This is a genomic window from Sphingorhabdus sp. (assembly GCF_044239665.1).
In the GTDB taxonomy this organism is placed as follows: domain Bacteria; phylum Pseudomonadota; class Alphaproteobacteria; order Sphingomonadales; family Sphingomonadaceae; genus Sphingorhabdus_B.
Window position 1 is genome coordinate 1 of record NZ_JBIIBA010000039.1, and the last position, 12012, is coordinate 12012.

The 12012-nt window shown below is 55.1% G+C and carries 13 protein-coding genes and 1 tRNA gene; 4 read left to right on the plus strand and 10 right to left on the minus strand.

Features of this window, described 5'->3' with window-relative positions:
- Positions 1 to 79: 79 nt before the first annotated feature.
- From ACILP3_RS09885 to ACILP3_RS09910, 6 genes are all read right to left on the minus strand, one after another.
- The gene (locus ACILP3_RS09885) at positions 80 to 307 is read right to left on the minus strand and encodes a F0F1 ATP synthase subunit C (protein ID WP_125229901.1); all 228 of its coding nucleotides are present in this window, start codon (positions 305 to 307) and stop codon (positions 80 to 82) included.
- Between the two features lie 42 nt (positions 308 to 349).
- Complete coding sequence (locus ACILP3_RS09890) at positions 350 to 1105, minus strand: F0F1 ATP synthase subunit A (RefSeq protein ID WP_395616480.1); 756 nt, start codon at positions 1103 to 1105, stop codon at positions 350 to 352.
- A 67-nt stretch (positions 1106 to 1172) separates the two neighbouring features.
- On the minus strand, positions 1173 to 1490 hold the full coding sequence (locus ACILP3_RS09895) for an AtpZ/AtpI family protein (protein ID WP_295490194.1): 318 nt from the start codon (positions 1488 to 1490) through the stop codon (positions 1173 to 1175).
- Positions 1491 to 1669: 179 nt separating this feature from the next.
- The gene (locus tag ACILP3_RS09900; protein ID WP_395616471.1) at positions 1670 to 2062 is read right to left on the minus strand and encodes a YdbL family protein; all 393 of its coding nucleotides are present in this window, start codon (positions 2060 to 2062) and stop codon (positions 1670 to 1672) included.
- Positions 2062 to 2334: a YnbE family lipoprotein gene (locus tag ACILP3_RS09905; protein WP_395616472.1), complete on the minus strand. Its 273-nt coding sequence runs from the start codon at positions 2332 to 2334 to the stop codon at positions 2062 to 2064. Before ACILP3_RS09905 ends, ACILP3_RS09900 begins: the two co-directional genes overlap by 1 nt.
- The gene (locus ACILP3_RS09910; protein WP_395616473.1) at positions 2327 to 5500 is read right to left on the minus strand and encodes a YdbH domain-containing protein; all 3174 of its coding nucleotides are present in this window, start codon (positions 5498 to 5500) and stop codon (positions 2327 to 2329) included. The genes ACILP3_RS09905 and ACILP3_RS09910 overlap by 8 nt, the downstream gene beginning before the upstream one ends.
- Positions 5501 to 5610: 110 nt before the next feature.
- Between ACILP3_RS09910 and radC the strand changes: the two genes are divergently transcribed.
- Positions 5611 to 6306, plus strand: a complete 696-nt coding sequence (gene radC, locus ACILP3_RS09915) for a DNA repair protein RadC (RefSeq protein ID WP_395616474.1) — start codon at positions 5611 to 5613, stop codon at positions 6304 to 6306.
- A 120-nt stretch (positions 6307 to 6426) separates the two neighbouring features.
- A complete protein-coding gene (locus tag ACILP3_RS09920; protein ID WP_395616475.1) occupies positions 6427 to 7680 on the plus strand; it encodes a multidrug effflux MFS transporter in 1254 nt (417 codons plus the stop codon).
- A 95-nt stretch (positions 7681 to 7775) separates the two neighbouring features.
- Here ACILP3_RS09920 and ACILP3_RS09925 read toward each other — a convergent pair whose 3' ends face one another.
- From ACILP3_RS09925 to ACILP3_RS09940, 4 genes are all read right to left on the minus strand, one after another.
- Positions 7776 to 9224: an amino acid permease gene (locus ACILP3_RS09925; protein ID WP_395616481.1), complete on the minus strand. Its 1449-nt coding sequence runs from the start codon at positions 9222 to 9224 to the stop codon at positions 7776 to 7778.
- Positions 9225 to 9292: 68 nt separating this feature from the next.
- Positions 9293 to 9670, minus strand: a complete 378-nt coding sequence (locus ACILP3_RS09930; protein WP_395616476.1) for a histidine triad nucleotide-binding protein — start codon at positions 9668 to 9670, stop codon at positions 9293 to 9295.
- 15 nt (positions 9671 to 9685) lie between these two features.
- Entirely contained in the window at positions 9686 to 10000 is a 315-nt protein-coding gene (locus tag ACILP3_RS09935; protein WP_395616477.1) for a phosphoribosyl-ATP diphosphatase, read from the minus strand.
- Positions 10000 to 10509, minus strand: coding sequence for a MarR family winged helix-turn-helix transcriptional regulator (locus tag ACILP3_RS09940; protein ID WP_395616478.1), 510 nt, complete (start codon positions 10507 to 10509; stop codon positions 10000 to 10002). The genes ACILP3_RS09935 and ACILP3_RS09940 overlap by 1 nt, the downstream gene beginning before the upstream one ends.
- A 60-nt stretch (positions 10510 to 10569) precedes the next feature.
- Here ACILP3_RS09940 and ACILP3_RS09945 point away from each other — a divergent pair, with 60 nt between their 5' ends.
- Both ACILP3_RS09945 and ACILP3_RS09950 read left to right on the plus strand, forming a co-directional pair.
- Positions 10570 to 11658 carry a branched-chain amino acid aminotransferase gene (locus ACILP3_RS09945; protein ID WP_395616479.1) on the plus strand — a complete coding sequence of 363 codons (1089 nt, stop codon included), beginning with the start codon at positions 10570 to 10572 and terminating at the stop codon, positions 11656 to 11658.
- A gap of 62 nt (positions 11659 to 11720) precedes the next feature.
- Positions 11721 to 11795, plus strand: a tRNA-Gln gene (locus tag ACILP3_RS09950).
- Positions 11796 to 12012: the final 217 nt, after the last annotated feature.

Genomic DNA, 12012 nt, shown 5'->3' on the forward strand with positions numbered 1-12012 from the left:
AATCTGGGCAATTTGTGGCATATTACGCGCTCATCCTATTGAGGAAATGCCCCGGCGGTTGCCGGGGCGAAACCGTCAATTAGGCAACGAAGATCAGGATCATCGCGATAACGAACGCGAGCAGACCAAGAAGTTCGACGGCGGCGAAGCCGATGAACAGACGGCCCTGCTGGCTGTCAGCTGCTGCTGGGTTACGCAACGCGCCCTGAAGGAACGAGCTAAAAACGTTACCAACACCGCCAGCGGCGATACCGGCACCAATTGCTGCCAGACCGGCACCGATCATTTGGGCTGCTTCTGCGTCCATGATAATAACTCCTGTTAAAAATAAAACTTAGTGGTTGAAATCTTAGTGCAAATTGACGGCGTCGTTGATGTACAGCGACGTCAAAAGTGCAAAAACATACGCCTGAATAGCACAAACGAGCAGTTCAAGCAGGGTAATACCAATCATCAAGATAAAGGCTGGGAAGCTGACAATCAGCGGCACCCAAGCGGCTTCTGCGTTCAAACCGTTAATCACAAATCCGGCAAGCACCTTCATCAAGATGTGCCCTGCGGTCATTGCGACGAACAAACGCAGCGCAAGGCTGAATGGGCGAATCATGAATGAGAACAGTTCAATGACCGGGATCAGCCACATCAATGCCAATGGCGTACCTTGTGGAACAAACAGGCTGAAGAAATGCAGGCCATGCCGCCAAAAGCCAACGACCAATACGGTGCCAAAGCTGAACAGCGCCAGCACGGCGGTAACGGTCAAATGGCTTGTGATCGTGAAAGGATGCACGCCGGGGACGATACCGAACGGCATCATGCCCATGAAGTTAGCCATCAGGATGAACATGAACAACGAGAACACCAAAGGCACATATTTCTTGCCTTCGGGACCGACATTTGCGGTCAGCATGTTGTTGATGAAGCCAGTCACACCTTCGACAGCCATTTGCCAGCGACCAGGAACCATCTCGCGCTTCATTCCGCCCGCCATGAACAGCCATAAAGCGCCAAGGACAAGCACCATGAACAACGAAGAGTTGGTGAAGGAGACGTCATAACCAGCAAGTTCAAGCTGCGCGAGCGGCTCAATCTTGAACTGGTACATCGGATCGATTTTGCCGCTTTCGCCTGCCACGTTCACTACCCTGTTAAATACACGTCAAGCGCCCGGTTTAGTCCGGACGCTCAGCTGAAATCTTTATAATATTCCTGAAGGCGACCGCGATGCCCAAAAACATGCACGTCAACAGGAGCGCAGGTGCGATACCCAGCCAGCGGTCCAAGACCCAGCCAACCAAAGCACCACCAGCAGGACCCGCAATCAGCTCGGTCAAAACCCTGTTCCCTTGCCGCATTCCTTTGGCCGGAACCTGATCCTTACCAGCGCGAACCGCTTCGGCCTTCCGCGCCGCTTTCAGCTGCAAATCTAACGAATCGAGCCGAGCGTCACTTGTGCCGTCATTGTCCTGCCCGGGATTATTTGAATTCATGTGATTCCGGCCTTTCTAAACAAGGGAAACCACCTCGAAATCGGGCAAACCCCGCCTAGGCACGGGCGCTTTAGGAGAGCCCCCGCGCCAAGTCAACAGCGCGCCTGCAAGAATGTTGCGACGCAATAGAAAAGGCCGCAGCATCCCTGCTACGGCCCGTCCAAACTATGTGGTCAGTCTTACTGCGGGCAACGCGCGTCCAATTGCGGCGGGCTATCGTCTCGGGTTTTCCACGCACCCGACGGTGTCTGGTATTTTTCACCGGCAACGGTGCGCTCCGCAATCAAACGGCACCCCGTGCGCAACGCCATTTCTTCAACGGTTGCACCATTTGCCAAAGCCTCCTTCGAATACACGGCCTTACGCTTGATGTTAATATCCTCGACCAAGGCACGAACCGCCGACGAAGGCGGAACGACAAAGCCGAGATAACCGTCTGATTTTTCGCCCACCAGGCCGCTTTCCCGCGCAGTTTGATAGGCAGGGTCTCGCCCTGACTGAAAGGCCATTGCGCTGGTTGCGGTCGTACCCAGCAACACCGCTGCGATGATCATTTCAACAGAATCTCTCATCAAAATACTCCTGGATTATTTTCAATCACTTTTTGAGACGCGGGGCCTAGCTTGTAGAATATTTCCTGCCGGATCGCGATGTTGAGGTTGATGACAATTGGCTTGTCGGGCGCCGTGACCTGCACGCATCCCGTCAGAACTGACGCCATCAACGGCGTGCACAACAATATCCTTTTTTTCATGTTGGGACGAATCGCATTGTCCGTGCGGTTCGTCAATTGATCGCGGTTTTGCGCCATGTTCGCTTTCCCTATGCTGAATGGTTCATTCATATACTGGTTTGTCCTTAGTTTCTTTCGCCTCCGGTTTTGCGTCCTGCTGTTTCTGCTCTTCCAGCAAATATTGCAGATCGCGGTCCGCCGCATAATTGGCGTCATAAAGCCCCCGGATAGAGCCGATAAGTTTCAGGAACTCCGCAGTCACACTGACGTTAAATTTTATCGGGATACGCGCCAGTTGCCGCGTGATGAAGTTGCGTTTGGCCAATGCGCCCTGTTGCAAGCCTGTAAAGCTGATGTCCGTGACAATTTCCCCGCCAAGGTCTCCCCCCACGCCAATAGTCAGCGTGGAGTAGCGGATCGAGCGTAAGGCGTTAAAGGCATAATTGGCGAACCTACCCATATCTTCATAGGCAAGTTCACCGAGATAGCTAACCTCCCCACCGCCAGCACGCGACACGAGAGCGCCCCCGACGATGCGGCCGCCATCTTGGTTGAACACCATCGGCAAAACCCCGTCAAAGACCCCGGTCACGCGCAGATTTTGAAAATCATATCCAGCCAGCAGCTTTTCCGCATCAACACCAATGACGCGGAAGGTTAAGCGGCGTTCGGACTCAACCCCAAAATCGAGGACAGTTGGTTCAAGCACCAATTCTCCGCCCGCAAATGGCCAGCGCCCAGATTCAATCGCTACCTGCCGATTGGGCAGTAAACGGTAGCTGACCGTTCCGCCCAGTGCAGGAATGCCTGGGTTGACCGACCCAAGCGTTGCGATTTGGCCCGATGCGGTTTCCAGGCCCAAAAGGTCGGAGAATATCACCTCGGTCGTCAGTCTCTCGACCGGGCCAAAGGCAGCGGCCAAGTTCATGTCGCGGGTCGCAACCCGGCCAGTGCTGCGCACCCCTAATGTGTCCCACTCGATACGGCCATCGCCCGAGACGCTACCATAGACATTGGCGGCGACGCCCAAGACAAGCGCCGTGAGTAAGTCGGGTTGGAAGCCTTCATTAAAGCGCAGGTCGTCCACAGCGAGCAAGGCGCGGCCGCTGTTATTACCTAAATCATGCCGGATATCGACATCTGACACACGCATACTGGTGGTTGGTTCGACCAAATGGCCGGTCGCGGTAATGATGTTGTTTTCGAGCGACAGCCGCATATCCGGCACCAGCATAGGCATGAACCGGTCGACCTGATCCGCATCCAACACATTCAGCCGCGCGTTGAGCGTCAGCGTCTCGGCAAGGTAGCGCCATTCGCCCGATGCGGCCTCAATCAGCAGAGGTACATTGCCAATCTGCCCCGCGCCGCCAGTCAATATTCCCGAAGCGCCGCCTTCCCCAAAACTGCCATTTAAGCTTGCCACGTTGAAGATAGACCGCGCGTCGGGTTGGCCCAATTCAACGACGACGTCTTTGGCTGCAAAACCGTCGGTCAGGCTGAAACGGACGCTGCTGCTGCGCGCAGCGAGGGGCGCGCTGCCAAGCGTGCCCAAAGCTTTGAAGTCTGCGACATTGGCCGAAAAACGCATGTTGCCATCACGCAAGATCAACATTGGCCGTCCTGCGTCGGGGCATAAGCGCAGCGACTGGCCGCGCAAGGCTAAGCTCGATAGCCGCAATGCGTCAAAGCGGACATTTTGGCAGCCGTCATACAAGGTGAAGGCCCCAGCATCATAACGCCCCGATATCGGCATATTTAGACCATTTACGAATCCACCCGGCAACGGTCCGGACATCCGCGCCTGCCCCGCAAAGCGCCAAGCACCATCAGGCGCAATGTTGAACGCAAGCTTTGGCACCGATAGGCTTGCCCCGCCGGAAGCATAAGGCGCGATGAAAAGGTTACCCAACCAAGCCTGCCCCGATTGCGCAAGGCGAAGGGTAGTGGCCGGCACATAAGGTCCGGACAGCGCCAATTGCGCAGGCGCGTCCAGTCGCCAGCCCGATGCAGTGCCTGTCATGCCAACAGAACCGCTCTGCCGCAGACGGACGCCTGACACGCTGGTCACGGCAAGATTGGCAAATTTGGCCCCGCGGCGGCCCTGAAAATCCTGATAGACATCAAAGCCGAGCCGCGCGGAGAATTGATCGCCAGCGCGTTCCACGACGGGCATAATGCGGGCGACAATTGGCCCAATTGGCGTATCCTTGGTTTGCGCGGCTAGACCCTGCAGGCTCGGAAGGGTGCCACGGTCCAATGCGCCATTGCCGATAGACATTGCGCCGCGCGCCGACAAAGCCATGCGGCCATTGGCAAGCCCCGCTGTTCCCTTGGCGTCCAAAACCAACTGGCGCATCGACAATGGGCCCGAACGCAGCCCCCCCTTGTCCATCGTAAAGTCGAAATTGGTGCGCGCCAATTTGCCATTGACCGATAATATGCCGGACATGCCCTGCAACTGAGCTTGCGATATTCTGAGCCCATCTGCGGCATAAGCGAAGCTGCCGTCCCAAGCATCAAGCCGTTCGGACAGCTTGAGATTAGTGTCAAAACGCGGCGCGACCAGCGCGATGCCTAAACTGCTGCACTTTGCATTGGTGGCCGTAATTGGCCCAATCAAACGCGGTTCACGCCATTCGAGCAGCAGTTTACCATCAAATTTCATGTCCGCCGCAGTACATCCCCTCGCCGAAATAACTGGTGCGCGCAGGTACAGCTTGGCTGCAAATCGGTTTCGCAGCAGGCCGCTGCCATTAAGGCCTGCATGCATGACACCCCAAGGTGTATCAAACCGCGCGCGGGCGTTCTTAATGCTTACCGCGATATCGGGCCACTCAAACGGGTCGGCGGACTTTGGGTCGATGAATTTGTCGAGTTCACCAAAGGACAATGTGCCATCGGCATAACGCCCACGCAGCATCACGCCGTCCGCGTGGACGTCCCGCACCTGTGCGCCGGAGAAGTTCAAGGCCATGTTGATTTCGACCAGCTTTGCGGTCAGGTCAGGGCGGGCCGGATCACCGATGACAAGATCGCGGATACGCTGGGTGCGAAAACCGATGGTGTCGATTGTGTAGCGCGCCTTGATACCACGCTCTGCAAACGCATTTTGCACAAAATGGTCCGCAATATTGTTACGCTGGCCCCATGCAAACAGCAACAACAGCGCGAGCAAGATGCCGACGCCGCCGAAAATGCGTCGCTGCCACTGTGCGCCTTTATCGGGCTGCACATTGACATCGCCCGTCGGTGTTTCGTCGGCAGCATCCTGCATGTCACTCAAATGCGGGAAAGGGCGACGGGTTGCAACGGCATTTGCGTGATGTGACTTGCACCACATGAAAAAATCACAGAAAAGGGTTTTGTCACAAGAGGATAGCAGCAATGCAGGATATTGCGGACAAGACGGTACATCATGGCACGGGCCACCGTGCGCGTTTGCGTAAACGCTTGCTGGAGAAAAATGGCGAGAGCCTGCACGACCATGAATTGATCGAATATCTCCTTGCACTCGCCATTCCACGGCGAGATACCAAGCAGATCGCGAAGGATTTAATTCACCGTTATGGCAGCCTGTCGGCTTTGTTGACCGCCGATGCCGACAGTATCCTGCAAGAAAAATGGATGGGCGAAACCAGCGTTGCGGCGTTGAAGATAGTCCAAGTGGCGGCAATTCGCCTGTTGAGTGCGCCCGTGCGCGAACTGCCGATATTGTCGTCGTGGCAATCGTTGCTGGATTATCTGCGCGCCGACATGGCGCATCTGACAATTGAGCGCGTGCGCACGCTCTATCTCAACAGCAAAAACATGCTGATCCGGGACGAGGTAGCGAGCGAGGGGTCCGTCGACCAAGCTGCCATTTATACGCGCGAAGTCATCCGACGGGCGATGGACCTTGGTGCGGCAGCGATTATTCTTGTCCATAACCATCCCAGCGGAGACAGCGCGCCGAGCCGCCAAGATATCGCAATGACGCGTGACATTGCGGATGCGGGGAAAAAGTTTGGAATAGCCGTGCACGACCACATCATCATTGGCAAAAACGGTTTCAGCAGCATGCGCAGCTCGGGACTTATTTAGGGTCAGGACCACTTAAATCCATCATCGCGGCGTCGAAATGGCCTCAAACCGCGAAGGCGCGTTTAACTGGTCCTGACCCTAGGGGTGGCAAAATGGTGGCCGCTGCCGCATAGCGACAAAATGCCAACCCAGACTCCCGTTCATAAGTCCATCGGTCCGCGCGAGCTGACCGTTATGATGTCGTCGCTTATGGCGCTCAATGCGCTGGCCATCGACGCGATGTTGCCCGCCTTTCCGGCTATGGTGCGCGGCCTTCACCTTACCGAGCCGAATCAGATCCAATATATCATCTCAACCTTTCTGGCTGGCACAGGAATCGGTGCACTCATTTACGGTCCATTGTCCGACCGTTATGGGCGAAAGCCGATATTGTTGATCGCAATTATTGGTTCGGGGATCGCTTCTTTGGCATGTTCCTTTGCACCTGATTTTGAAACCATGCTGATCATGCGCTTTATCCATGGGCTATTAGCTGCGGCGATGGGCGTTCTTGTGATCTCGGTCATACGGGACCAGTTTGAAGGCGACGCCATGGCGCGGCGTATGTCGACCATCTTCCTCATCTTCATGATCGTCCCAATTGTCGCGCCGACCATTGGCCAGTTGGTGCTGCTTTTCGCTGGCTGGCGGGTTATTTTTGACCTGATGGCCTTCATGGCGGTCATCGCCGCTATCTGGGTCTATCTGCGCTTGCCGGAAACCTTGGCCCCCGAAAATGTCATTCCCATCCAACCAAAGGCGCTCGCCAAGGCGTGGAAGATTGTTTTCCTCAACCGCAACGCTGCTGGCTATATGATTGGCGCCGGCGTTACGCAGGGCGCTTTGTTCGGCTATCTCAACAGTTCGCAGCAGATGTTCGACAAGGTGTTCAACGCGGCGGATTTCTTTACCATTGGATTTGCAATCATCGCCATTGGCATCGCGGTGTCCAACTTCACCAATTCGCGCATCGTCGAACGTTTTGGCGCGCGCCGCGTTTCGCAGACCGCTTTGTTGACCTTTATCGCCTTGGGCGCGTTGCAATTGCTTGCGGCCAAATTTGCACCAACATCCTTGCCAATCTTCCTGATATTGCTGACCGGTAACATGGCGATGATTGGCTTTATCGGCTCCAACTTCTCGTCGATTGCGATGACCCCCTTTGGTCATGTCGCAGGGGCGGCTTCGTCCTTTCAGACTTTCGTCCGCACATTGCTTTCGGCATCGCTTGGGGCATTTATCGGGCAGCAGTTTGACGGCACGGTCTATCCGGTGGCGCTTGGGTTCCTATGCTGCGGGCTGGTGGCGCTTGGCCTTGTGCTGTGGTGCGAAAAGGGGAAGCTGTTCACGCGCCCCGGCACCACATTGCCCCTGCCCACAAACCCGCGCAATTAAGGCAAAGAAAAGGGGCACCGAAGCGCCCCTGTCCTTTTGTTATTTGGTCACTAAATCACGACATTGCCGTTAAACCGCTTTTCAGCTGGATAACGTTACGCAATTCCTCGGCCAACATGGCTGCGCCGACGGCTGTATAAGAAATACACGACCAACCCAATTGTTGTCCATCCTAGGAACATAAGTTCCGTGTAACCTGAAAGTTGGAAGAACAGGAACACGCAACCCACCGCAGCCAAGGGGCAAACCAAGAAATACAAAGGTGTGCGGAATGGACGGGGGCGGTCGGGATTGGTCCGACGCAAAATCATGACACCGACAGCAACCGTGAAGAATGCGAACAAGGTGCCAGAGTTTGAAATGTCAGCCAATTTACCCACAGGGAAAAGCGCCGCAAACAAGGCCACAAATACACCTGTGCATATCGTTACCACATGCGGCGTTCCATATTTCGGGTGAAGCTTGGAAAAGACGTCAGGCAGCAAACCGTCACGCGCCATCACAAAAAAGATGCGGGTTTGGCCGAACATCATCATCAAGATAACCGACGGCAATGCAATGGCGGCTGAAATAGCAACGAGCTTACCGGCCCAGCCATGACCAATTTCATTCAGCACGAAAGCCAAAGCTTCTTTCGATTGCGACAGCTCACCACCAGGCTGAGCCCCAACAGCGCCGGTCGCACCGGCCGCAACCAGCATGTAGATAACGGTGCAAATCGCCAGCGAACCGATCAAACCGATCGGGATGTTCCGCTGCGGATTTATTGTTTCTTCTGCTGCTGTCGAAACGGCGTCAAAACCAACATAAGCAAAGAAAATAGAAGCCGCCGCAGCCGCAACGCCGACCGTGACCATGTTATTCGTAATCGGATCGACCACTTCCTTCGCAAAAAAACCGTTCGGGCTAAATGGCTGGAAGTTTTCTGCGTTCATTGCTGGCAATGCCAAAACAAGAAAGAGCATGAGGGCCGATACCTTGATGGCTACCAAGATTGCGTTAAAGCGCGCGCTTTCCTTGGTTCCAATCAACAATAGCGCCATGCATAGCAACGCTATGAGCATAGCGGGCACGTTAATAATGCCAGGATTCGCGTCAAACGGCCCCGCAACGAAGTCATTACCGACCTCTATCGCGAATATGTTTTCGACCAACCCAACCATATATCCGGACCAGCCAACTGACACAGCCGAAGCGGCAATGGCATATTCAAGAACAAGCGCCCAACCTACAATCCACGCAATAATTTCGCCAAAAGTGGCATAGCTATAGGTGTAAGCTGACCCTGAAACGGGCACCATTGATGCCAATTCAGAATAACATAATGCCGCCAGTCCGCAAACCACGGCGGCGATGACAAAGCTAATCATCATCGCAGGGCCGGCCTTATTTGCAGCCTCAGCCGTCAAAACAAAAATGCCGGTACCAATAATGGCACCAATGCCCAACATGGTAAGCTGAAAAGCCCCCAGCGTGCGCGTGAGCGATTTTTTCTCAGCCGTAGCCAAGATCGCATCAAGCGGCTTTACGCGCCCGAAAATCATACTCATCTCCCAAAAAATTATAGCTCCACAAACGAACTAAACACTCCGTGCATTAGCGCAACTTAATTTCACCGCATAAGCATGGGTCCGAGCGGTTTTCCACCAAAAATATGGACATGCAGGTGCGGAACCTCTTGATGCGCGTTCATTCCAATGTTGGCGAGCAAGCGATATCCAGGCTCAACCAGCCCCAATTCACGCGCAACATGCCCAACGGCGCGGATAAAGCCGCCAATTTCAGCATCGCTGGCTTTGGCGCTAAAATCGTCCCAACTGACATAAGCGCCTTTGGGTATCACTAGCACATGGAGCGGTGCTTGCGGGTTGATGTCGTCAAAGGCCAAGGCCCATTCATCCTCAAACACCTTGCGGCACGGTATCTCGCCACGCAGGATTTTGGCGAAGATATTCTGGTCGTCATATTCCAGTGTCGGATCAATCGGCATGTATCACTCCTTGGCTTATGTCCGCGCGGCTTTTTCGACCAAGCCAGAAACGCCTTCCCTGCGATCCAGTTCAGCAAGCACATCGTCCAGCGTGACACCCGCATCGCGCAGCAATATCATCAGGTGAAAAATCAGGTCCGCCGCTTCCGCCGTCACATGCTGTGCGTCCCCCGACAGCGCGGCGATAATGGTCTCGGTCGCTTCTTCGCCGACCTTTTGCGCGATTTTGCCGCGGCCCTTGGCGAATAAGGATGCGACATAGCTACTGTCCGGGGCGGCGTCCGCGCGCTGCGCAATGATATGTTCGAGCCGTATGAGTGTATCGCGCATCAAATATCTCTCTGTAAGGCGACGACCATGGCCTTGTCCTCAGCAGGGATCAAGCCTTCGAGGACGCGCCAGAAGCCTGTGACCGATTCCTGCCCCGCCGCAGCATAAGCCGACGCCAAGCTGTTGCGCAACGCATCAAACAATTGCGCTTCGAATTGGACCCCCTCGGGCGTGAGGCGCAAGAGTTTCTGACGCCGGTCGACATTCCCTGTCCGCGTTTCGACAAGTCCCCTATCCGCTAAATCGGTAAGCACGCGGCCGAGCGATTGTTTCGTGATTGCGAGGATTTTAAGTAACGCGCTGATCGGCAAATCGGGCTGGCGCGCAATGAAATACAGCGCACGGTGGTGCGCGCGGCCAAGACCATGTTCCGCCAACCCTTCGTCAATAGCGCGGGTGAGCCGCGTATATCCGAAGAACAAAAGCTCAACCCCACGGCGCACTTCATTCTCACGAAGGAACAGGGGCGACGCGGTCGGGGTGACAGAAGCAGAAGATGGGACAGCCATATTGACGTATCTTGGCCTAGGCCATAGGACAGTGCAAGACCCTAATGAACGAGAGCATCGATGAACGCTGGCGCATTTCCTTTTGAGGCAAACCCGAATCCGGTAGATCCTTCCGAACGCGCCGCGCGGCTGGTCGACCCCGGTTTTGGACGGGTGTTCACAGACCATATGGTGACGATCCGCTATTCGGACGACAAGGGCTGGCATGACGCGAAGGTAGGGCCACGCGGGCCCTTGACACTCGACCCTGCGACGGCCGTTTTGCATTATGCACAAGAGATTTTTGAGGGGCTAAAGGCCTATCGCCTCGCCGATGGCGGGATGGCGTTATTCCGCCCCGAACAAAATGCCCGTCGTTTTCAACGCTCGGCAAAGCGCTTGGCAATGCCCGAGCTGCCCGAAGAAATGTTCCTGCAAGCGTGCAAGCAATTGGTTGAGGTTGATAAAGACTGGTTTCCACCTGTCGACGGCGGCTCCATTTATCTACGCCCGTTCATGATCGCGAGCGAAGTGTTTCTCGGCGTGAAGCCGTCTGCCGAATATTTGTTCATGGTCATTGCGTCTGCGGCGGGCAATTATTTCAAAAGCGGCGCGCCCGCAATTTCGATCTGGGTGTCCGAACAATATACCCGCGCGGCACCGGGCGGCACGGGCGCGGCAAAATGCGGTGGCAATTATGCCGCCAGCCTCGTCGCACAATCCGAAGCCATTAAGCAGGGTTGCGACCAAGTCGTGTTTCTCGACGCCGCCGAACATCGCTGGGTTGAGGAACTGGGCGGCATGAACCTGTTTTTCCTTTTCGATGACGGGTCAATCATCACGCCGCCAGCCGACGGTACAATATTGGAAGGCATCACCCGCGATTCCGTGCTGACTTTGGCGCGGGCGCAAGGGTTGAACGTGCGTGAGGAACGCTACGCCATTGACCAGTGGCGGGCCGATGCAGAATCGGGGCGATTGGTTGAAACCTTCGCCTGCGGAACGGCGGCGGTCGTCACGCCGGTTGGAAAAGTCCAGTCCGCCAAGGGTAGTTTCACCATTGGCGCGGGCGGTGCAGGGCAGATGACTCAGCAAATCCGGTCAAAACTTGTGGATATTCAACGCGGAATTGCCGCTGATGCCCATGGCTGGGTGCAACGCATTGATTAAGCAGTTGCGCAATAAGATTCCCGCGATATAAGCCGCCCGCACCGGCCAGATTACTGGCTTGCTGGGGCGTCGCCAAGCGGTAAGGCAGCGGCTTTTGATGCCGCCATTCGCAGGTTCGATCCCTGCCGCCCCAGCCAATTATGTACATTCTGCAGATGTATAATTTCCAAAATTTCCGTAACCGTATGTAAAAATAGGTAAAACTTTTTGCACCATCTAGTAACTAAGTAATACCAGCGTGCGCTGATGCTGACTCAGATTTGGGATTCCCAATCGGTTGAAAGTCTGATTCTATGTTGTTCTTCATTTGGAGGAGGTGACATGGGAGCATCGATTAGCTTGCGGGATGATTTT

Bases quoted from the DNA above. Each gene is read 5' to 3' on its own strand.
- ACILP3_RS09900 (WP_395616471.1), bottom strand. From the start codon at position 2,062: ATGAGAGATTCTGTTGAAATGATCATCGCAGCGGTGTTGCTGGGTACG.
- ACILP3_RS09890 (WP_395616480.1), bottom strand. From the start codon at position 1,105: ATGTACCAGTTCAAGATTGAGCCGCTCGCGCAGCTTGAACTTGCTGGT.
- ACILP3_RS09940 (WP_395616478.1), bottom strand. From the start codon at position 10,509: ATGGCTGTCCCATCTTCTGCTTCTGTCACCCCGACCGCGTCGCCCCTG.
- ACILP3_RS09895 (WP_295490194.1), bottom strand. From the start codon at position 1,490: ATGAATTCAAATAATCCCGGGCAGGACAATGACGGCACAAGTGACGCT.
- ACILP3_RS09905 (WP_395616472.1), bottom strand. From the start codon at position 2,334: ATGAATGAACCATTCAGCATAGGGAAAGCGAACATGGCGCAAAACCGC.
- radC (WP_395616474.1), top strand. From the start codon at position 5,611: ATGCAGGATATTGCGGACAAGACGGTACATCATGGCACGGGCCACCGT.
- ACILP3_RS09910 (WP_395616473.1), bottom strand. From the start codon at position 5,500: ATGCAGGATGCTGCCGACGAAACACCGACGGGCGATGTCAATGTGCAG.
- ACILP3_RS09935 (WP_395616477.1), bottom strand. From the start codon at position 10,000: ATGCGCGATACACTCATACGGCTCGAACATATCATTGCGCAGCGCGCG.
- ACILP3_RS09920 (WP_395616475.1), top strand. From the start codon at position 6,427: ATGCCAACCCAGACTCCCGTTCATAAGTCCATCGGTCCGCGCGAGCTG.
- ACILP3_RS09885 (WP_125229901.1), bottom strand. From the start codon at position 307: ATGGACGCAGAAGCAGCCCAAATGATCGGTGCCGGTCTGGCAGCAATT.
- ACILP3_RS09930 (WP_395616476.1), bottom strand. From the start codon at position 9,670: ATGCCGATTGATCCGACACTGGAATATGACGACCAGAATATCTTCGCC.
- ACILP3_RS09925 (WP_395616481.1), bottom strand. From the start codon at position 9,224: ATGATTTTCGGGCGCGTAAAGCCGCTTGATGCGATCTTGGCTACGGCT.
- ACILP3_RS09945 (WP_395616479.1), top strand. From the start codon at position 10,570: ATGAACGCTGGCGCATTTCCTTTTGAGGCAAACCCGAATCCGGTAGAT.